We start from the raw sequence: 21784 nt of genomic DNA on the forward strand, positions 1-21784 counted from the left end.
CTACCTAGGTCCGATGTCGTTAACAAGCAATCACAACTGGCCGACAAGGTAGGGGCGCTGCATGCTGCGCCCGTTCAGATGGTCAATGTTAACAACAACGACTCTATTAAATTCAATAGCGTCTTTGCCACTCGGCATCCGTCAGTACCTTCGCTGGTCGATGCATGAAGTAACGATAAAACGCATCATAGGCCAGCACGTTCTTCACGTAAGAACGGGTTTCCGAGAACGGAATGCTTTCCACAAACGCCACGGCATCCACCCGGCCATCGGTATTGCCTAACCAGGTATTCACCCGTGATGGGCCAGCGTTATAAGCCGCAGACGCAAGAATGCGGTTGCGACCAAATTGCTGATACACTGACTCCAGATAGCTGGTGCCAATGGTGATATTGGTTTGCGGATCAAACAGCTGGCTCGGGCTGCTGTAGCCAGGGATGCCGAACAGATCCACCGTATGTTTCGCGGTGCGCGGCATGACCTGCATCAAACCTGCGGCCCCGACCGGCGACTGCGCTTTCGGGTTCCAGGCGCTCTCCTGGCGGGCTATCGCCATAGCATAGCTCGGCGTAATGCCTTTATCTTCGGTAGCACGGCGGAATTCCTGCGGCCAGGCCATAGGGAAACGTTCTTCAAGATGATCCCACAGTTTGCCAACAATGGTCGCCTGTACGCTCAGGTCGGCCCATTTCTGCTCAAAGGCATAGCGGGCCAGCGCTTCCTGCTCCGGGCGGCTGCGGCTGGCGACGAATGAGCTCCACTCGCTGCGCGCCAGATTATCCATATTCCAGTACATCAGTTCACGCACCCGGGCAATCTCCGGGCCACTCACCAGATCGGTGCGCGGTTTTGCCGCCACGGCGACCATCACCGGATAAGGCACCTGCAGTTTTTGCGCCGCCACCATCGGGTAGAAACCGCGTTCGTTCATCAGGCTCCGCAGTATCGCTTCCCCTTCGCTGCGTTTACCTTCATCGATCATTACACTGGCACGCCAGTAGCGCCATTCGTCCTTATTACGCGATTCTTCAGGCAGGCGTGCCAGCCAGGTTTTCAGCCCCTGACGATCACCCACGCCCAGCGCCATACGCACGCGGCGCTCAAGCAAGGCTGGCTGTTGGCTGCGCAGGATCACCTGATCGCGCCATTGGGTCTGCTCAAAGGTGGCATCATTACCCATCAACCGCCAGGCCACCTCTTCCTCCATTGCCAACTTCTCGCTTTCGCTCATTTTCTGCAGGCGGGCCAGCGTTGGGATCATGGCTCGAGCATTTTCTACGTCCTGACGAGCAAGACGGGCGAATACGATAGTGGTAGCCGAACGGGTAAAATCTGTCGGGCCGACGCTTCGGGCGAAGGCTTCCAGCGTGGCGGGATCGTTTTGCAACCGTACCAGCGCATCCCCCATGGTCTGATAATCGCTTGGCAGTTGGCGGTACAGGTAGTTCACCAGGCCGCTGTTGCCCTCTTTCAGCGCCAGCTTCATCCGCGCCAGCGTGTTCAACGGCGTTTGCTTACCGGCAGCCTGCCAGACGCTGAACAGCTTATCGCAGGAGCTTGGCAAGGTTTTACCGCTCATCCAGATATCATCGGCACCAGCCCAGGCCGCCTGCTGATCGCCGGTTGCCCACTTGGCGTAATAGAAATTACAGCGCGCCGCGACCGGTTTAGGCTCTTGCGGGCTGAAGGCCAGCAGGGTAGTCCAATCTTGACGGCTCGCCAGCTCGTTCACAAAACGGGCAGAGAGCGATTTTGCGGGTGGCAACGTAGGATGCAACCGCAAAAACTGCTGGACCTGAGCCGCACTGGCCGTGCTGAGATCCTGCGTCAACTGGCGATATTCCAGATAAGGATACAGGGGATAATCCTGCAGCGTTGGCATCAACTGCGCCACCACGTCCATCTGTTTACTGTCCCAGGCCTGCTTGATTTGCAGATAACGCTGGCGTTCGGCATCCAAGGAGTCTGCCAATGTTGCACCAGAAAATGCCGTCAGGCACAGGCCCACAGCCCACAACCGCCATTTGTCCACCTTGACCATACTTACTCTTTCCTCGCTGGGTTAGCTTGCCAGAACCGATCCACCCCGCTGCCGCGCCGCGTCAGCAGCCAACGGGCCAGTGGATCCTGCTCTACGAGTGTCTCACACCCACCGTGGGAAACCACGCCGGGAACAAAACCGTGCCGCCACCATGGGCTGGCATCAGGTATTAATCATAGACAGCAAAAACGCGTATCCATTCATTACTTTATAACAAGTTTATCGACGGAGATGAAAACCACGCTGTCAGACTATCGCATCAGGCAGAACAGCAAGACGACGTTTTGAAAAATCATGGGATTATGGGAAGTTTTTTCATCACACAATAACGCCGGTGTTCTATAGTTTTCTATGCAGACACGAGTTTTCTATACAAAAAATGACGTTACATAAACATTAATAGAGAAACATTTTCTCACTGATTAAAACAATTCCTATTACTTTGTTTTTATTATCTCAGATCAAAAACTCAAGTTTGCGATTATTTACTATCACGCGGCAGATAATTGGCCAGCAGCTAACTGAAAATTATTACCATTCACGTCTGTGTGACAGAAAAAAATGGAATATCAACCCGGCAAAAGGGCTGCCGACACAGATGGGGACTTAGATTCGAACGACTTTATGGAGAGGCACTCAATGCCAAAACATTCCCCCACTGAATACCAAGAGCCGCCCAAGCCGGAAAAAGCCTGGTATCAATACGATATTGAACAAACGCTTCAGCATTTGAACGGCCAGCAACAAGGCCTGAGCGAGCAGGAAGCCGCCGAGCGGCTGAAGAAGTTTGGCCCCAACGCCCTGCCGGAGCAGGCAGGCAAAAGCGCCTTTATGCGCTTTATTGCCCACTTTAATGATGTGCTGATTTATATTCTGCTGGCCGCCGCCTTCCTCAAAGGCATTATGGGACATTGGATTGATACGGTGGTTATTCTCGGCGTGGCCGTGATCAATGCCCTTATCGGCTTTGTGCAGGAAAACAGCGCAGAGAAATCGCTGAAAGGCATTAAGAATATGCTTTCCAGCCAAGCTATTGTGGTACGTGACGGAATTAACCACACCGTGAATGCGGAAGATTTGGTCCCGGGGGATATCGTATTATTGCGCCCTGGCGATAAAATTCCCGCCGACCTGCGGTTACTGGAATCTCACAACCTTCAGGTTGAAGAGGCCATCTTGACCGGCGAATCTACCGTGGTCTCGAAGCAAACCGACGCAATCCCTGATGAAGTGATGATTGGCGATCGCACCAATCTGTTGTTCTCCGGGACCACCATCAGCGCCGGGAATGCCAAGGGCGTGGTTATCGCAACTGGCGGCTATACCGAACTCGGCCACATCAGCGAGATGATCTCGACCGTCAAGACCCAGCGCACCCCGTTACTGCAACAGATGGACCGTCTGGGCAAAAATATCTTCATCCTGATCCTGGTGATGATGGTGTTGCTGTTCGTGTTTGCCTTCACGATGCGTGATATGCCGCTCGGTGAGCTGCTGGTAGCGCTGATCAGCCTGGCGGTGGCCTCGGTACCCGAAGGTCTGCCTGCCATCATTTCCATTATCCTGTCCTTGGGCGTGCAGTCGATGGCACGTAACCACGCGATTATCCGCAAACTGCCTACGGTAGAAACCCTGGGCTCGATGACGGTGATCTGCTCGGACAAGACCGGCACGCTGACCATGAACGAAATGACGGCAAAAAACGTCATCATGGCTGACCATGCCTACCGTGTCGAAGGGGAAAGCTATGAACCGGTTGGCGGCATTTTCTTTGCCGACAGTAACAAACCAGCGCAAGTTCAAGATATCCCACCGTTAGCGCAGTTCATTACCGCGATCACCCTGTGTAACGACAGCCAGGTAAAGCAGGATGACAGCGGCCGCTGGGCAATCACAGGCAGCCCGACGGAAGGCGCACTGAAAGTGCTGGCGATGAAGGCCGGGTTGGAGATCGGTGAAACTCGCCAACTGGCTAAAATCCCGTTCGACTCCAGTTACAAATATATGGCGGTACGTAGCCAGGTAGCAGGCAAGAATCAGGTGTTCCTTACCGGCGCACCGGACGTGCTGTTCTCACTGTGCGAATTCGAACTGACCGATTCTGGCATCAAGCCCTTCCGACGCGGCTACTGGGAAGCGGAGATGTCGCGCTTTGCCGAGCAAGGTTTACGTATGGTTGCCGCCGCCAGTAAAACTACGCCAGACGGCGAAGTGGAGCTGGATCATGGCGATATCCGCCAGCAGATGGTGTTTATCGGCATCGCTGGCGTGATGGACCCACCGCGTCCTGAAGCAGTTGCTGCTATCGCCGAATGCCAGCAAGCGGGGATCCGCGTGAAGATGATCACCGGCGACCACCAAAAAACGGCCATGGCCATCGGGGCTATGCTGGGTATTGGTAATAGCCAGGATTCCATCACCGGTTCCCAACTGGAACATATGGATGACCAGGCGTTGGCAGAAGCCGCCGTGCGCTACGATATCTTTGCCCGTACCAGCCCGGAACATAAGCTACGTCTGGTCAAAGCCTTGCAGGATAAAGGCGGAGTGGTGGGGATGACCGGCGACGGCGTCAACGATGCGCCAGCGTTGAAACAGGCCGACGTGGGAATCGCCATGGGGATCAAAGGCACTGAGGTCACTAAAGAAGCCGCCGATATGGTGCTGACCGATGATAACTTCGCCACCATCGCCAGCGCGGTAAAAGAAGGCCGCCGCGTTTACGACAACCTGAAGAAAACCATCCTGTTCGTGCTGCCGACCAACCTGGCACAGGGCCTGCTGATCATTATCGCCATTCTGGCCGGTGCCATGCTGCCGCTGACGCCCATCCAGATCCTGTGGATGAACATGGCCACCTCCACCACCCTGTCCTTCGGCCTGGCCTATGAACCTGCCGAAAAAGGGCTGATGCACCGTAAACCGAGGGTGCCGGGCAGCAATGTGTTGGATCTGCACGCTATCTGGCGCATTGGCTTCGTCGGCGTGCTGATCGCTATCAGCGCCTTCGCACTGGAAGCCTGGATGGCACCACGCGGCTACAGCAGCGAGCTGATCCGCACCGTGTTACTGCAAACCCTGGTCACCGCGCAGTGGGTTTACATGTTCAACTGCCGCACCGCAGACCGCTTCCCGCTCAACCGCCAGCTGTTCCTCAATAAGGGCCTGTGGTTGGTGAGTGGCGTACTGTTGCTGCTGCAGATGGCCATCATTTATCTGCCGTTTATGAACGCGCTGTTTGGCACCGCGCCGCTGCCGCTGTTCTATTGGGGAGTGACGCTGATGATAGCCATTGGGCTATTTCTTATCGTAGAAGTAGAAAAATGGGTGATTAACCGCATCAAAGCGAGCCGAAAAACGTTATTATAAGCGCGTAAGGAAACGCAACTTTCGCTAAAACGCCCGGCAAACTCTGCCGGGCGTTTTATAACGTTAAAAACTCCTAGGAAAAATCTCATAAAACCGAGCATAAAGCGCACAACAAACGGCTCTTATAATACAATTCGCCCCCAAGACGGTCAGGTTATGCTTTTTGGGTAGTGCGATTGATTGTACGTGGCAAAGTTTTACCCTTTTCGACTAGGCTCAATTATTTAGTATCAGACTGCCGCGCCACCAAGCCGGCCGTAAGCAGGAATGGCAAATGAAGATGTCGATACAGGCCAGAAAGTTGGCTGCCAGGACACAGGGTTTATGTAGCAACCCGGTCCGATCGCGTCACATGTTACCGATCCTGCTGCTGGCTATGTTGACGTTTCCCAGCTTGGCCGGGGCTGATACACAAGATCCCTACCAAAAACGTATTCATACCGTCACCACCGTGGTGGTAGGGATTATCAGCTATGCTCGCTGGCCTGCCAAACCTGATCCGATCCGCTTGTGCGTGACTGCGCCTGTGCAGTATGCCGAAGGTTTGTTCGACCCGGTATTGCTGACGGCACCGCAGCCAATCAAAACCCTGCGGATCGAGATAGATAATCCGCAGTTGGCAACTAGCTGCGATGTAGTGTATTTGGGCGACGTTAATGCCGCTCAGAAACAAGATTTTTTCCACCGGATTTCGGGTCACTCGATCCTCAGCATCAGCGAAAAGGATATGGAATGTGCTGTTGGCAGTGCCTTTTGTTTGCAAATCAGCAACGATCAGGCGGGTTTTAAAGTGAATCTGGACTCACTGGCGCGCAGTGGCGTGCGAGTTCACCCTAACGTGCTGCAGTTGGCGCGTAAAAAGGGGCCGCCGCAATGAAACTGTTAGGTCAAAAAGGTTCGGCTACCTCTCGCCCTACGCTGGGCCAAGTGCTGCAACGGATGAACCTGGGGCTGGCGCTGATCGCCGTCAGCGCCGCGGGGATCTTCCTGACGTTGTTAGCGCTGTTTGCCCTGCGAGCCTATGCCAACCATAACCTGCATCTGATTGCCCGCTCGATCAGCTATACCGCTGAAGCCGCCGTGGTGTTTGAAGACCGCCCCGCCGCTCGCGAAGCGTTGATGCTGATCGCTTCCAACGAAGAAGTGTCGGAGGCCAAGATCCTGGATATGCGGGGGATCGCCTTGGCCAATTGGAGCCACCCAGCGGATAGCCCATTGCATGGCTTGGAACAGATGGTGGCCCGCTGGATCTTGCCGGAAGCGGTGGTTTTGCCCATCGCCCGTGAAGGCAAACAGATCGGCCTGGTCTGGCTGACCGGCAACGGCAGCAGCCTGCTGAAATTCTTGCTGCGCGGCATGGTAGGCATGATTGCCTGCCTGATGCTCAGTACGTTGTGCGCCCTGGTGCTTTCCCGCAGAATGCTCAGAGGGATCGTGACCTCCTTGGACGATATTACCAACGTTGCCCATACGGTACGCCGCGATCGGACTTTCGAACTGCGGGTGCCTTCAGCACCGATTGCCGAACTGCACGAACTGAGCTGTGATTTTAACGGCCTGCTGGATGAAATCGAAGCCTGGCAACAGCACCTGCAACAAGAAAATGACGCATTAACCCACCAAGCCACCCACGACAGCCTGACCGGGTTGCCAAACCGGGCCTTCTTTGAAGCTCAGTTGGGCCGCGCGCTGTCAGAGCTCGAACCCGATGAAAAGCTGGCGGTACTGTTTATCGACGGCAATCGTTTCAAGGAGGTGAACGATAACCATGGCCATGCTGCCGGTGATACCGTCTTGATCACCATCGCAGAGCGCCTGCGTAGCAGATTGCGCAAGCACGATCTGGTCGCCCGGATGGGGGGCGATGAATTCGCCATCCTGCTGGCACCGCTCAAAGACACCAACGATGTGCTGCCGATTGCCGACATCATCATCGAGTGTATGCAACAACCCATTGTGTTACCCAACAAGGAAAGAGTGATCGCCGCACTGAGTATCGGCATCGCGTTTTACCCTGAACATGCCTCTACCACTCAGGAACTGCTCAACGAAGCGGATGACGCCATGTACCGGGCAAAACACCTGTCCCACGGAGGCTGGCGGTTAGCGATGCGCAAATAGCGCCAGCACCGAGCCTCAAACAACCATAAAGAGAAAAATCAATGTTACAGCAAAATTTTAAACGGTCTTATTCCCTACTGGCGTTAGTGTTTATCACCTTGCTCACACTGGCAGGCTGCCAGAGCAAACCACAGGGGCTGACGGCGGAACAGATCGCCTTACTGCAGGCGCAAGGGTTCAAACTGACCGATAACGGTTGGGAATTTGGCTTTTCCGACAAGGTGCTGTTCGGTAACAACGTCGGTAAATTGAGCCCGCAAAGTACCGAAATCGTCGAGAAGATGGGCAAGGCGCTGAAGAGCGTTGACATCGTGCAATTCCGCCTGGACGGCCATACCGATAACTACGGTGAGGACAGCTACAACGACCAGCTTTCACTGCGCCGTGCCAACGCCGTGGCCGATGTCCTGGCCGGTATCGGCATCCCGCGTGCCAATATAGAAACTCGTGGCATGGGTAAACGCCAACCGGTAGCCAGTAACGCCACCTCCAGCGGCCGCGCTGAAAACCGTCGCGTGGCGATCGTCGTCACCCCTTAAGAAACAGCAAAGTTCACCTAATGGTGGGCATTAGCGGTTATACTTGGCGATCGTCATAGGGGATCTGGGAACCGGTGCTGAAACGGGCTACACTCAGGCCGCCAGACAACCTATAAAAACTGATAGAGAGGCTCGGAGCAACGTGGCTCAATACGTCTATACCATGCACCGCGTCGGCAAAGTGGTTCCGCCGAAGCGTCATATTCTGAAAAACATTTCCCTGAGTTTCTTCCCTGGGGCCAAAATTGGCGTACTGGGCCTTAACGGTTCCGGTAAGTCTACCCTGCTGCGCATTATGGCCGGCATCGATACTGATATCGAAGGGGAAGCTCGCCCGCAACCGGGCATCAAGATCGGCTATCTGCCGCAGGAACCGCAGCTCAATATGGAGCACAGCGTTCGCGAATCGGTTGAAGAAGCGATGGCAGAAGTGGTCGGTGCCCTTAAGCGCCTTGATGAAGTGTACGCACTGTACGCTGAAGAAGGGGCCGACTTCGACAAGCTGGCCGCTGAACAGGGCCGTCTGGAAGAGATCATTCAGGCTCACGATGGTCACAACCTCAACACCCAGTTGGAGCGTGCCGCCGATGCACTGCGCCTGCCGGAGTGGGATGCAAAAATCGCCAACCTGTCCGGTGGTGAGCGCCGCCGCGTAGCGCTGTGCCGCCTGCTGCTGGAAAAGCCAGACATGCTGTTGCTGGACGAACCGACCAACCACCTGGATGCCGAATCCGTGGCTTGGCTGGAACGCTTCCTGCACGACTTCGAAGGCACCGTGGTGGCGATCACCCACGACCGTTACTTCCTCGATAACGTGGCTGGCTGGATCCTGGAGCTGGACCGTGGCGAAGGTATCCCGTGGGAAGGTAACTACTCTTCCTGGCTGGAGCAGAAAGACGCTCGTCTGGCACAAGAAGCCTCAACCGAAGCCGCTCGCCGCAAGTCGATCGAGAAAGAGCTGGAGTGGGTACGTCAGGGTGCCAAAGGCCGTCAGTCCAAGGGCAAAGCCCGTCTGGCACGCTTTGAAGAGCTTAACAGCACCGAATACCAGAAACGTAACGAAACCAACGAACTGTTTATCCCACCTGGCACTCGCCTGGGCGATAAAGTGGTTGAAGTTAACAATCTGCGTAAATCCTACGGCGACCGCCTGCTGATCGAAGATCTCACCTTCGCGGTACCTAAGGGGGCTATCGTTGGCATCATCGGCCCGAACGGCGCGGGTAAATCCACGCTGTTCCGTATGATGTCCGGCCAGGAACAGCCTGACTCCGGCAGCATCGTGCTGGGTGATACCGTCAAGCTGGCTTCGGTCGATCAGTTCCGCGACAGCATGGATAACTCCAAAACCGTGTGGGAAGAAGTTTCCGGCGGCCAGGACATCATGCGCGTGGGCAACACCGAAATGCCAAGCCGTGCCTACGTTGGACGCTTTAACTTCAAGGGCGTCGATCAGGGCAAACGCGTGGGCGAATTGTCCGGTGGTGAGCGTGGCCGTCTGCATCTGGCCAAGCTGCTGCAGGTTGGCGGCAACGTGCTGCTGCTCGACGAACCTACCAACGACCTGGATATCGAAACCCTGCGCGCGTTAGAAAACGCCCTGCTGGAGTTCCCTGGCTGTGCGATGGTGATCTCGCACGACCGTTGGTTCCTCGACCGTATTGCCACCCACATTCTGGACTATCAGGATGAAGGCAAGGTGGAGTTCTTCGAAGGCAACTTTACCGAATACGAAGAGTACAAAAAGCGTACTCTGGGTGCCGAAGCGCTGGAACCTCGCCGTATCAAGTACAAGAAAGTCACCAAGTAACATCAGGTTGGCTATCTCTCTCAAGCCCGCATTTTGCGGGCTTTTTGTTATCCCCAATCCAGTGCCTGCGCATAATCCACAAAGACCGGATGCTGGATCACCACATCGATAAAGCAGGCCAGCGCCGGAGAATTAAGCTTGCGGCTCGGGTAAACCAGATACAGTTCATTGCCTTCAGCCTGCCACTGCGGCAACACTTCCACCAATTGCTTTTGTGCGACCACTTCGCGGCTGAGAAACGCGGGCAGCAGCGTAATACCCGCCCCCAAAATGGCACATTCGCGCGCATATAACAGATTATCGGTGGTATGCCGCAGCGGCAATTGCCAACGGTAGTACTCTTCACCCCGGCGCAATATCCAGGCAGGCCAGGCGCGGTGAGCGATGCAAAGATGCTGCTGCAACTGCTGCGGATGCAGCAATGGCGGGTGTTGGGCCAGATACTCCGGTGCAGCCAACAAATAACGGGGAGCATGCCCCAGACGACGGCCAATCAACGAAGAATCCTGCGGCCTGCCGGTACGCAATGCCGCATCAAAGCCCTCCTGCACCATATCCACCATGGCATCCGATACTGACACTTCCAACGAGACATCCGGATATTGGCGCTGGAAATCTGCCGCCAGACGCGGAAGCAACGTCGCCCCCAGCCCGGCTGGCGTGGAGATGCGTAGACGGCCACTGGGGTTATCGCGTAAGCGCTGCAACGCCAGATCGGCCCGTTCGGCAGCAGAGAGCATCTCCTGGCAATGTTCAAGATAGCGCTCACCGGCAAAGGTCAAATTTAACTGCCGGGTGGTACGGTTGAGCAAGCGCAGGCCAAGCTTCAGCTCCAACTGGCTGACACGCTGGCTGACGCTGGATTTAGGCAGACCGGCACGTTTGGCTGCCGCAGTAAAACTGCCGCACTCTGCCACCAGCGCAAACAACGCCATATCCTGCAACTGCTTGAACATAATTGTTCACCTCAGACGAACACTTAGTTAGTTATTGTCCATCTTATCACTCTACTCCTCAGGGTCTACACTGGGACTATTCATGCGAAGGAGCACAATTATGTTAATCAAAGCCATTGCCGTCGATCCGAAAAATCCAGCCGGTTTTATCGAGATCGCTCCAGAAAAACCCGCACCGGGTCAATACGATCTGCTGGTGGAAGTGAAAGCCGTTTCCGTCAACCCGGTCGATACCAAGGTTCATGCTGGCCTGCAAAAGAATGGTTTGCAGCAGCCACGCATTCTCGGCTGGGATGCCAGCGGCGTGGTGCTCGAAGTGGGCAGCAGCGTCAGCGGGTTCAAACCCGGCGATGAGGTGTGGTATGCCGGGGATATTACCCGTCCAGGCAGCAACAGCACCCATCAGCTGATTGACTCACGTATCGTGGCACATAAACCGGCCAGCCTGGACTGGGCACAAGCCGCCGCGATGCCGCTGACCGCGCTCACCGCGTGGGAAGCCCTGTTTGAACACCTGAATATTCAGCATGCGGCTGCCGGTAAAACGCTGTTGATCATCGGCGGTGCCGGTGGCGTGGGCTCGCTGGCGATCCCCCTGGCGGCACAGCGTAGCAAGGTGAAAGTCATCGCTACGGCCTCTCGCCCGGAATCAGCTGCATGGTGCCGCGAACGGGGTGCTGAACTGGTGGTGGATTACCGCGACCTGAAAGGCAACCTGGCTAAAGAAGGGATTGAGAGCGTGGATTATATCCTGTGCTTGAACGATACCGACGGCCACTGGCAAGCCATCAGCGATCTGGTCGCCCCGCTCGGCCATATCTGCACCATCGTCGAGAACAGCCAACCACTGGATCAAAATGCGCTGAAGCTGAAAAGCGCGGCGCTGCATTGGGAATTTATGTTCACCCGCAGCATGTTCACCACGCCGGATATTGCCCAGCAGGGAGAGATCCTCAAGCAGGTGGCGCAGTTGATTGATGCAGGCAAGCTGACCACCACGCTGAGTGAAACGCTACAGGGCCTGACGGTGGGCACGTTGACCGCCGCGCACGCCAAGCTGTTGGATGGGCATATGCAGGGCAAGCTGGTGATAACTTACTAAGTTAGTAGGAGTATCGATTTATCAGGTATTAATAAATTTCTATATACATGATACTTAAGCGATATCCCCTCACCCCACCCCTCTCCCACAGGGAGAGGGAGCTATTAGCCCCCGCTCTTTTGGAAGTAAAAAAATCATATCAGCAAATTCGATCGTCCCCTCGTCCAAGATGAGGGGCACAACATTAACCAGTCTAAAACTTCACCAAGCGGCTGGCGTCCGCCGCTAGCAGTTGCTGCACCAACTCGACACAGCGCAAGAAGCGCTCCTCGTAATCGCTCGACTCTACGTGAACATATTCGATGTTATTGGCGTGCAGCATCTCTTCCAACAAATACTGAAACGCCTTGCGATCGACCGGGCTACCCAAGCTACGCAATCCGTCGGCCACCCAAGGGGTATTGTTCTCCAGCAGGATCACCAGATCGAAACGGTATTCGTCGATCAACGCCTGAACGAACGGATGCTCCCGCCCTTCATACTTTTTACAGAACGCCTGCGTGGTGACAAAGTCGGTGTCGATAAACGCCACTTTATTGGCGTATTTCACCGCAAAATCCACGTACTGGGCCTGCCCAAGCGCGATCTTGTCATAATCGGAATACTGCAACGCCATCTCGTCACCCCCGAGATGGGAGAAGACGTAGTCACGGCCATATTCCCAGGCGCTGGTGGTGTTGAAGATGTTCGCCAGCTTATTGACCAGCGTTGACTTACCGCTGGACTCACCGCCCAGGATCGCCACCGTGCGCACAAAGAACGGCTTCACTTCGGTCGGAATGTAGTCCCAATAGCGGAACGGATCCTGACGGATTTGGCTGCCGCTGATATTCATAAAGGAGCGTTCCGGATCCACCAGGATGGTTTCAATCCCCAGATGTTCGCGGTAACGGGGGGCATCCAACTCCTCACTGGAATAGATAAAGCTCGGGACGATGCCCTTTTGCTCCATAAAGCTCTTCATGCCGTTACTCCACACGTCCCAGCCGTGCGGGTAAGGCTCGATGCCCTTCTCGTCGAAAGAGTGAATATGGATATTTTTCTGGTATTTAAAGGTCTGCAACAGCCAGCGCAGACGATCGCTGACTGTCGGCTGCTGTGACATGGAGCTGTTCTCGAACAGCAACAGATCGCGCGGCTCATCGTGGCACAGGATCACATGCAGCTCGTCAACCTGGCTACAGGCGCGCTGGATCAGATAGATATGGCCGGTATGTAGCGGGTAAAATTTACCAAACACCACGCCGACTTTCTTCTCACGGCGCGGGAATTCCAGCCCCAGGAAACGGTGCAGGGCTTCCAGCTTCTGCGCACTCGGGCTTTTGATTTTGTCGTTCAACAGCTGGCTGAGGTAGCCTTTGGTCATGCTACTGGCATCAGCCACCTGCTGTAAGGTACATCCCTGTTGCTTAATCGCTGCCTTGAGGTAATCGAACTGCCGCATAAACCCTCCCGTTTATTATGCTAAACAAAATAGCATATTCCGCGCAGCGGGCGGCAATTAATAAAACTGTTCCAGCACGTCCAGCGCATCCGCCAGCTTCTTGACGCCGAACACCTGCATATTGGCCGGTGGTTTCTTCGGCACGTTGGCATGTGGCACGATCGCCCGCTTGAAACCGTGTTTGGCCGCTTCGGAAATGCGCTCCTGGCCGCTAGGCACCGGGCGGATTTCCCCTGCCAGCCCCACTTCGCCAAACACCACCAGATCGTTAGGCAATGGACGGTCGCGTAGGCTGGAGACCAACGCCAACAGCAACGCCAGATCGGCACTGGTTTCGCTAACCTTGACGCCACCCACCACGTTGACAAAAACGTCTTGGTCGGACATCTGCAAGCCACCGTGACGATGCAGCACCGCCAGCAGGATCGCCAAACGATTCTGTTCCAGGCCCACGGCAACGCGGCGTGGGTTAGACATCATTGAGTGATCCACCAGCGCCTGGATCTCGACCAACAGCGGCCTGGTGCCTTCCCAGACCACCATCACCGAACTGCCGGAAGTCACTTCATCACCCCGGCTGAGGAAGATGGCGGAAGGGTTACTCACCTCACGCAGCCCCTGCTCGGTCATGGCGAACACGCCCAGCTCGTTGACCGCACCAAAACGGTTTTTATGGCTGCGCAGCGTACGGAAACGGGAATCGGCATCGCCATCCAGCAACACGGAACAGTCGATACAGTGTTCGAGGACTTTCGGCCCGGCCAGTGAACCATCTTTAGTAACGTGGCCAACCATCACGATCGCCACGCCACGAGTTTTGGCAAAGCGGGTGAGATAGGCCGCCGTTTCCCGCACCTGCGCCACGCTGCCTGGCGATGACTGGATATCCGCCATATGCATGACCTGGATCGAGTCGATCACCATCAGCCGCGGCTGCTCCTGCTCGGCGATCAGGCAGATCTGCTCGATGCTGGTTTCCGACAGCATGTTCAGGCCGCCAGTGGGCAATCCAAGACGATGGGCTCGCATCGCGACCTGTTGCAGCGACTCTTCACCCGTGACGTACAGGGTTTTCATCTGCTCGGCGAGTTTGCACAGCACCTGCAACAGCAGCGTACTTTTCCCCGCGCCGGGGTTGCCGCCAATCAGGATCGCACTGCCCGGCACCACGCCGCCGCCCAGTACGCGGTCAAACTCCAGAAAGCCGGTAGAGAAACGCGGCAACTCTTGCAGACTGATGTCCGAAAGCTTCTGCACCTTGCTGATACCGGCATCGCCCGCATAGCCGCTTAAACGCTCGCTACGGGCAGCGGAAGAGGAGACTGAAGCCAGGCGCACTTCTGTAATGGTGTTCCAGGCCTGACAGGCGCTGCATTGCCCCTGCCAGCGAGGATAGTCAGCGCCGCATTCATTACAGACAAACGCCCGTTTTACTGCTTTTGCCACAACTTACCTCACATCGTGTTTCAAACTGCCACAGAGCACACAGAGCACTCCCAGCAGATCGGCATGGCGGATCGAGACCTGCGCCTTCTCATAGACCTTAGGCTTCGCGTGATAGGCAATACCCAGCCCCGCCACCTGCATCATTTTCAAATCGTTGGCACCGTCGCCGATCGCCACGGTTTGCTGCGGTGGGATCCCCAGCTTCTCTGCCAGCGACACCAAAGTATCAGCCTTGAATTGCGCATCCACGATCGGCCCCAGCACCTCACCGGTCAGCTTACCGTCGCGGATCTCCAGCTCATTGGCGGCTACGGCCACCAGCTTGAGCTTGTCACGCAGGTATTCGGCATAATAGGTAAAGCCGCCGGAGGCAATGGCGACGTGCCAGTCCAGCGCCTGCAGCTTGCGCACCAGGCTGGTCAACCCAGGCATCAACGGCAATTCGTCACGCACCTGTTTGAGGATATTGGCATCGGCCCCTTTCAGCGTACCCACGCGTTGGCGCAGGCTGGCGGTAAAATCGAGTTCGCCGCGCATCGCGCGTTCGGTCACTTCACTGACCTGCTCGCCTACCCCGGCCAACTTGGCGATTTCGTCGATGCACTCAATCTGGATCGCCGTCGAGTCCATATCCATCACCAACAGGCCCGGCTTGCGCAGGTTAGGGATTTTGCCCAGTGGGGCAACGTCTAGCCCGTTTTCGTTCGCCAACAGTTTGGCGCGCGCAGATAGCGTCCCCGCCAGGCGAACCACCTGATAATCTTCCACCGCCCAGGCCGTCACGATCACCATCGCGGCCCCTAGCTTGCGCTGGAACTGAGTAATACGCTCTTTATCCAGTTCTCTGCCATATAGTAGCCAACCGGTGTGGCCCGCCCGATAGTCCAGCGGCATGACTTCGTCACCGCTCAACGAAAGGGGCAACCCCGGCCATTGAGAGATCTCTGCGGGGAGATCGCAATAGGTCAGACTATTTGGCATCCTTAACTCCTGAATAACACTGCATGATAAAACGACGCATCAAGCTATCCTATCGCCATTGCTTCTGGCAACATATTACCCTATGAATCTCTAGTTGGCCGCTCTAGCGCATCCATGCGCTCGCGGTATTGGTACATCCCGGTACCGCACAGCCAGGTGGTCAATCGTGACTCCCGGATGACCGCCCTAAAGGAAGCCTAATGGCTAAAGCTAAACTGAAATTCCGCCTGCATCGCACCGCTATTATCCTGATTTGCCTGGCGTTGCTGGTGCTGTTGATGCAAGGTGCCTCCTATTTTAGCCTGAGCCACCAAATGGCGCGATCGGAACAGGTGGAAGAATTGGCACAAACCTTGACCAAGCAGGTGGCTTTTAGCCTGACTCCGCTGATGGATGGCGACAGCGACATAGACAATCAGCAGGTTGAGCGCATTCTCACGCAGCTGACCGATCACAGCCGTATTCTGGACGCCAGCGTCTACCAATTGGACGGCACCCTGATCGCCCATTCCGGCGAGCAGATTAGCGTGCGCGATCGCCTGGCGCTGGATGGCAAACGTGCAGGCAGCTACTTCAACCACCAGCTCGTCGAGTCAATCCAGGGCAAAGATGGCCCGCTGGGCTTTATCCGCGTAACGCTGGATACTCACGTGCTGGCCACCGAATCCAAACAGGTGGATAACACCACCAACCTGCTGCGCCTGATGATCCTGCTGGCGCTGGCCATCGGCATTATTCTGGCCCGTACCCTGCTGCAAGGCCGCCGCAGCCGCTGGCAGCAGTCGCCATACCTGCTAACCGCCAACACACCGCTGGCAGAAGGTAACACGGTAGACGATGGTGATGACGAGAAACCGGCAGAGCAGGAAGAGACAAAGAAAGATTAAGCCAAGCGCTGAATACGATCGTTCAGCGCCTGAAGCTGTACCAGCATTTGAGCAGCAATGGCCCGGAACGATTCGCTGATTTGCGGATGTTGTGCCGTACGCTGCCAGAATTCAACCGCCATCAACTCGGCCTGCCGCCAAATGGGGCCGTTGACCTCATTGCCCAATCTGATTTCCACCGCTGTTTCTCGCATATTACCGCTATTGACAGGGGCAAACGCCATCGGCAACATGTCATACAACGGAGCCAATACCATCGGCCACTGCTCCGTAAGCAGGAACGATAGATTCCCCTGGTGCATATCGCTATTGGCGATCAGCCTGCCAAATGCCCAATACAGACCGATTGTTTTCCAGGTTTGATGATCGATGATCCCCTGCTGCAATAGCTTTTCCGCTGCGGTGACCCAGTTAGCCCCGCCGCTGCCGCTAAACTCGGCATCCAACGCCTCCAGTGAAACCAGAGCGACTCGCCCATGTTCACCAATACGGTCAAATCGTTCGATCTCCAAAAAACACTGTTGGTTATCGCCAAACAGCACCTTTGTCGGTGCGGAACACAATCCGGCCTCTGCAACCACTTGCAATGCCAATGACTCAGCGATCAGCAAATCGCTCCAGCGTTGCGCAATGGAGTTGTCCGGTACCGCACTGAACTTCACCAGCACATGACTACGGCGATTTCCCGACAGTTCGGCATAGGCAGTAAACTTGGGCTGCTCGCCACCTGCAGAAGAACCAATCAGTTCCCCCGCTAATGCGCGCGCAGACAGCGTAGCGTAATACTTGGCCTTGCCCGCCATCGGTACCGGGATTTCAGCCGCGCGCGTTAACCAACGCTGATAACTCTCTGCGCCCGGCAACAGATCGCCACTCATATCCTCACCATAATGACAAAGCGCTACCAGGCGCTGTTCTTCATTCCATTGCAGAACGTCTTCCGGCAACTTTAGCTGCCGTGCAACAGCTTTCCCCCAGGCGCGGCCAAGAAAACCTACCGGGCGCAGATCGTTCAGATACCAAGGCAAACCATCATACAACTGCCACTCACCGCTTTGTTCATCGAACACCGCGCAGCTGTCTGCCGGATATAGGGAATAGAGCGTGGCAAACAGATGCGCCTTACCCAGCTTATCGATTTGATACAGTGGGAAATACGACTCACCAGCCACCTCCCGCCTGAGCGCATAACGCGTGGATCTGCCTTTGTCGATGACCAGAACCGATCTTGCCAAATCGCGGATACGGCGCGACAGCGTGGGTTGGCTGATCCCCAATGCGGTAGTCAGTTCCCGGGAAGAAGCGGGTCCATTACGCAGAATTTTTTCGACTGTGCTCATCGCTGAATAGATTAGTGAATAGATAGATGAATAGAGTAATAGCGCTAATTAGCGGAAAGGTAAAGAATTAGCTAGAAAGGTTGGTATAAGGGTGAATAGATAAAATGGGGCGCAGCGTGCTGCGCCCGCGAGGTCATTACGCTTTGTCGCCCAGCAGGACAGATTCCAGCGCGATAACGATCATCTCGTTAAAGGTGGTCTGACGCTCGGCAGCGGTGGTCTGCTCGTGACGCAGGATATGGTCGGAAACGGTGCAAATGGTCAACGCCGTGCTACCGAACTCTTCATACAGCTCTGCGGCTACGCCGTAAATACCTGCCGCTTCCATCTCTACGCCCAGGATGCCGTACTTCTTCATCACCTGGAACATATCCGGATCTGGTGTGTAGAACAGATCGGCGGAGAAGATGTTACCCACGCGTGCAGGGATGCCCTGAGCAGCCGCAGCATCTACCGCATTACGCACCATGTCAAAATCCGCAATGGCCGCATAGTCGTGGCCTTTGAAGCGCATACGGTTAACCTGGGAATCGGTACAAGCCCCCATGCCGATCACCACATCACGCAGTTTGACGTCATCACGCACCGCGCCACAAGAGCCGACACGGATGATTTTCTTCACGCCAAACTCGGCAATCAGTTCACGCGCATAGATAGAGCAGGATGGGATGCCCATGCCGTGGCCCATTACCGAGATTTTACGACCTTTGTAGGTGCCGGTGAAACCCAACATGCCACGCACGTTGTTCACTTCCACAGCGCCTTCCAGGAAGGTTTCTGCGATATATTTTGCCCGCAGCGGATCCCCCGGCATCAGCACTACGTCAGCGAAATCACCCATCTCAGCATTAATATGTGGCGTTGCCATATTCACTTCCCTCAATTCATGGAAAAAAAGACGCTGGCGTGAAGGCCAGCGTCATTAAAAGCGGTATTAAAGCATGGATTTGCCGTAATCCATCGGCGACACGCCAAAATAGCTGGCGACGGTCTGGCCGATGTCGGCGAAGGTTTCGCGATGCCCCAGCGAGCCTGGTTTGACTTTCGGGCCATAGACCAGAACCGGGATATGCTCACGGGTGTGGTCGGTGCCTGGCCAGGTCGGGTCGCAGCCGTGGTCAGCGGTGAAGATGATGATGTCATCCCCTTTCACCAGCTTCAGCAGCTCTGGCAGGCGGCGGTCGAACAGCTCCAGCGCGGCAGCATAGCCAGCCACGTCACGGCGGTGGCCGTAGGAGGAGTCGAAATCAACAAAGTTGGTGAACACGATGGTGTTGTCACCGGCTTTTTCCATCTCGACCAGAGTGGCGTCGAACAGGGCGTCGATCCCGGTAGCTTTCACCTTCTTGGTGATCCCCACGTTGGCATAGATATCGGCAATCTTACCGATGGAAACCACTTCGCCACCCTTCTCATCAACCAGCTTTTTCAGCACGGTTGGAGCCGGGGGTTCCACGGCCAGATCGTGACGGTTACCGGTACGCTGGAACTCACCCGGCTTATTACCCAGGAACGGACGGGCAATCACACGGCCGATGTTGTAGCCACCTTCGGTCAACTCTTCACGAGCGATCTCACACAGCTCGTACAGGCGATCCAGGCCGAAAGTCTCTTCATGGCAGGCAATCTGGAACACCGAGTCCGCAGAGGTGTAGAAAATCGGCTTGCCGGTTTTCATATGCTCTTCGCCCAGTTGATCCAGGATCACGGTACCGGATGAATGGCAGTTACCGAGGTAGCCCGGCAGGTTGGCACGCGCCACCAGCTTGTCCAGCAGTTCCTGCGGGAAGCTGTTGTGCTCGTCTGAGAAGTAGCCCCAGTCGAACAAGACTGGCACACCAGCAATTTCCCAGTGGCCTGATGGCGTATCTTTACCGGAGGAAAGCTCGCTGGCATGGGCGTAAGCACCAATGATTTCAGCGTCTTTATCCAACCCTTCCGGGAACTTGCCGGTCGATTCTTCCGCCGCTTTGCCCAGGCCCAGACGGCTCAGGTTTGGCAGGGTCAGCGGGCCGCTACGGCCCACGTTGGCTTCGCCACGCGCACAGGCAGCAGCAATATGGCCAAGGGTATCGGAACCTTCATCGCCAAAGCTTTTGGCATCTTCACTCGCGCCAATGCCGAATGAGTCTAATACCATAATAAACGTACGTTTCATCATACTCTCCTGCGTATTCACGCTGATACCCTGCGTCTTTCAAGCTACAGCGTTGTTGGCTGCGGGCGCTCACTCCAGTCACTTACTTTAGTAAGCTCCTGGGGATTCACGCACTTGCCGCCTAGCTGTAGCTCGAAATCCATTGGGTATAAACAGTCACAAAATTCAAAACTGCCATTGAACGTTTAAAAAATGTTATTGAGAGATGCGTTTGTAAACCACTGGCGTGACTTCTGGCGCTTTGTCGCCCAGAGCCATCGCGCTGCGTACCGCATCCGCCGCCTGCTGCCAGCTCTCTTCGTCGTTGGCATGGATCACCGCCAATGGACGCTGGGTATCGACAGTGTCGCCCAGGCGGGCCACATCGGTCAGGCCCACGCTGTAGTCGATGCTGTCGGTCGCGCGACGACGGCCACCGCCCAGTGACACCACAGCCATACCCAGTGCACGGGTATCCATCGCAGTAATGATACCTGGTTTCTCGGCATAAACCGGCTTGGTTAACGTCGCGGCTGGCAGATAGTTGTCGTAACGCTCGATAAAATCGCTTGGGCCTTTCTGCGCCGCCACCATGCGACCAAAGATTTCCGCCGCTTTGCCGTTATCCAGCACCGCCTGCAGTTTGGCACGCGCATCAGCATCGTCGGTGGCCAGGCCGCCAGACAGCAGCATTTCCACGCTCAACGCCATGGTCACTTCCAGCAGACGCGGATTGCGATATTCCCCGGTCAGGAAGCGTACCGCTTCACGCACTTCGACCGCATTACCAGCGCTGGAAGCCAGCACCTGGTTCATATCAGTCAGCAGCGCGGTAGTCTTGCAACCGGCACCATTCGCAACGCCCACGATCGCCTGCGCCAGATCGTCAGAAAGCTGGTAGGTCGGCATAAAGGCACCGCTGCCAACTTTCACGTCCATAACCAACGCATCGAGCCCTTCGGCCAGTTTCTTCGCCAGAATAGAGCCGGTGATCAGCGGAATGGAGTCGACGGTGGCAGTGATATCACGCGTCGCGTAGAAACGCTTGTCTGCCGGAGCCAGTGAACTGGTCTGGCCGATAATCGCCACGCCAACGTCTTTGATGATCTTACGGAACGCGTTGTCATCAGGGAAAATATCAAAGCCAGGGATCGCTTCCAGCTTGTCCAGCGTACCGCCAGTGTGGCCCAGGCCACGGCCTGAAATCATCGGCACGTAGCCGCCACAGGCTGCCACCATCGGGCCAAGCATCAGCGAAGTCACGTCGCCCACGCCACCGGTGGAGTGTTTATCCACAATCGGGCCGTTCAGCGACAGGCTTTTCCAGTCCAGTACCGTGCCGGAATCACGCATTGCCATGGTCAGCGCAACGCGCTCAGGCATGGTCATGTCGTGGAAATAGATGGTCATCGCCAGCGCGGCAATCTGCCCTTCTGACACTACGTTGTCACGAATGCCATTAATGAAGAAGCGGATCTCGGCTTCGCTCAACGGTTGCCCGTCACGTTTTTTACGGATTATTTCTTGTGCCAAGAACAAAGTAGCCCCCTGTTTTAGCTAAATAGAGTCATTCGATACGCCTGCGCGCTGCGTTAACGGGGCCGCTTGGCA

General features: G+C 55.8%; 16 protein-coding genes. 7 read left to right on the forward strand and 9 right to left on the reverse strand.

Going from position 1 to position 21784, the window contains the following annotated elements; translation table 11 throughout:
* Positions 1 to 112: 112 nt before the first annotated feature.
* Positions 113 to 2032, reverse strand: coding sequence for a murein transglycosylase (gene sltY / locus ACMV5I_RS04810; RefSeq protein WP_284122474.1), 1920 nt, complete (start codon positions 2030 to 2032; stop codon positions 113 to 115).
* Positions 2033 to 2665: 633 nt separating this feature from the next.
* Here sltY and ACMV5I_RS04815 point away from each other — a divergent pair.
* From ACMV5I_RS04815 to ettA, 5 genes are all read left to right on the forward strand, one after another.
* Positions 2666 to 5410 (forward strand): cation-transporting P-type ATPase, encoded by a 2745-nt coding sequence (locus ACMV5I_RS04815; RefSeq protein ID WP_414823774.1) that lies wholly within the window; start codon positions 2666 to 2668, stop codon positions 5408 to 5410.
* A 274-nt stretch (positions 5411 to 5684) separates the two neighbouring features.
* Positions 5685 to 6287, forward strand: coding sequence for a YfiR family protein (locus ACMV5I_RS04820; protein ID WP_414823775.1), 603 nt, complete (start codon positions 5685 to 5687; stop codon positions 6285 to 6287).
* Positions 6284 to 7531: a diguanylate cyclase domain-containing protein gene (locus tag ACMV5I_RS04825; protein WP_202672745.1), complete on the forward strand. Its 1248-nt coding sequence runs from the start codon at positions 6284 to 6286 to the stop codon at positions 7529 to 7531. Before ACMV5I_RS04820 ends, ACMV5I_RS04825 begins: the two co-directional genes overlap by 4 nt.
* A gap of 41 nt (positions 7532 to 7572) precedes the next feature.
* The gene (locus tag ACMV5I_RS04830) at positions 7573 to 8070 is read left to right on the forward strand and encodes an OmpA family protein (protein WP_024483593.1); all 498 of its coding nucleotides are present in this window, start codon (positions 7573 to 7575) and stop codon (positions 8068 to 8070) included.
* A gap of 142 nt (positions 8071 to 8212) precedes the next feature.
* On the forward strand, positions 8213 to 9880 hold the full coding sequence (gene ettA, locus ACMV5I_RS04835; RefSeq protein WP_024483594.1) for an energy-dependent translational throttle protein EttA: 1668 nt from the start codon (positions 8213 to 8215) through the stop codon (positions 9878 to 9880).
* Positions 9881 to 9927: 47 nt separating this feature from the next.
* Here ettA and ACMV5I_RS04840 read toward each other — a convergent pair whose 3' ends face one another.
* Positions 9928 to 10836 (reverse strand): LysR family transcriptional regulator, encoded by a 909-nt coding sequence (locus ACMV5I_RS04840; RefSeq protein WP_037411494.1) that lies wholly within the window; start codon positions 10834 to 10836, stop codon positions 9928 to 9930.
* A 100-nt stretch (positions 10837 to 10936) separates the two neighbouring features.
* Between ACMV5I_RS04840 and ACMV5I_RS04845 the strand changes: the two genes are divergently transcribed.
* On the forward strand, positions 10937 to 11938 hold the full coding sequence (locus ACMV5I_RS04845) for a zinc-binding alcohol dehydrogenase family protein (protein ID WP_414823776.1): 1002 nt from the start codon (positions 10937 to 10939) through the stop codon (positions 11936 to 11938).
* 193 nt (positions 11939 to 12131) lie between these two features.
* Here the strand turns inward: ACMV5I_RS04845 and nadR are convergent, their stop codons facing one another.
* From nadR to serB, 3 genes are read right to left on the reverse strand one after another with little or no spacing between them, the layout of a single operon-like run.
* Positions 12132 to 13382: a multifunctional transcriptional regulator/nicotinamide-nucleotide adenylyltransferase/ribosylnicotinamide kinase NadR gene (gene nadR, locus ACMV5I_RS04850; RefSeq protein ID WP_024485513.1), complete on the reverse strand. Its 1251-nt coding sequence runs from the start codon at positions 13380 to 13382 to the stop codon at positions 12132 to 12134.
* Between the two features lie 57 nt (positions 13383 to 13439).
* Complete coding sequence (gene radA, locus ACMV5I_RS04855) at positions 13440 to 14828, reverse strand: DNA repair protein RadA (RefSeq protein ID WP_021808023.1); 1389 nt, start codon at positions 14826 to 14828, stop codon at positions 13440 to 13442.
* Between the two features lie 3 nt (positions 14829 to 14831).
* On the reverse strand, positions 14832 to 15809 hold the full coding sequence (gene serB, locus ACMV5I_RS04860; RefSeq protein ID WP_202811320.1) for a phosphoserine phosphatase: 978 nt from the start codon (positions 15807 to 15809) through the stop codon (positions 14832 to 14834).
* Positions 15810 to 16009: 200 nt separating this feature from the next.
* On the opposite strand from serB, the gene ACMV5I_RS04865 reads away from it, so the two are divergent.
* Positions 16010 to 16696 carry a YtjB family periplasmic protein gene (locus ACMV5I_RS04865; RefSeq protein ID WP_021179224.1) on the forward strand — a complete coding sequence of 229 codons (687 nt, stop codon included), beginning with the start codon at positions 16010 to 16012 and terminating at the stop codon, positions 16694 to 16696.
* Here the strand turns inward: ACMV5I_RS04865 and yjjJ are convergent.
* The 4 genes from yjjJ to deoA form a co-directional block, all read right to left on the reverse strand.
* Entirely contained in the window at positions 16693 to 18036 is a 1344-nt protein-coding gene (gene yjjJ, locus ACMV5I_RS04870) for a type II toxin-antitoxin system HipA family toxin YjjJ (RefSeq protein ID WP_414823777.1), read from the reverse strand. The two genes, ACMV5I_RS04865 and yjjJ, sit on opposite strands and share 4 nt — an antisense overlap.
* A 136-nt stretch (positions 18037 to 18172) precedes the next feature.
* Positions 18173 to 18904 (reverse strand): purine-nucleoside phosphorylase, encoded by a 732-nt coding sequence (gene deoD, locus ACMV5I_RS04875; RefSeq protein ID WP_021179222.1) that lies wholly within the window; start codon positions 18902 to 18904, stop codon positions 18173 to 18175.
* 66 nt (positions 18905 to 18970) lie between these two features.
* The gene (gene deoB / locus ACMV5I_RS04880; RefSeq protein ID WP_024485509.1) at positions 18971 to 20194 is read right to left on the reverse strand and encodes a phosphopentomutase; all 1224 of its coding nucleotides are present in this window, start codon (positions 20192 to 20194) and stop codon (positions 18971 to 18973) included.
* 195 nt (positions 20195 to 20389) lie between these two features.
* Positions 20390 to 21712, reverse strand: coding sequence for a thymidine phosphorylase (gene deoA / locus ACMV5I_RS04885; RefSeq protein ID WP_414823778.1), 1323 nt, complete (start codon positions 21710 to 21712; stop codon positions 20390 to 20392).
* Between the last annotated feature and the right edge of the window lie 72 nt (positions 21713 to 21784).

Source organism: Serratia sp. T13T92 (assembly GCF_047530105.1).
Lineage (GTDB): Bacteria > Pseudomonadota > Gammaproteobacteria > Enterobacterales > Enterobacteriaceae > Chania > Chania fonticola.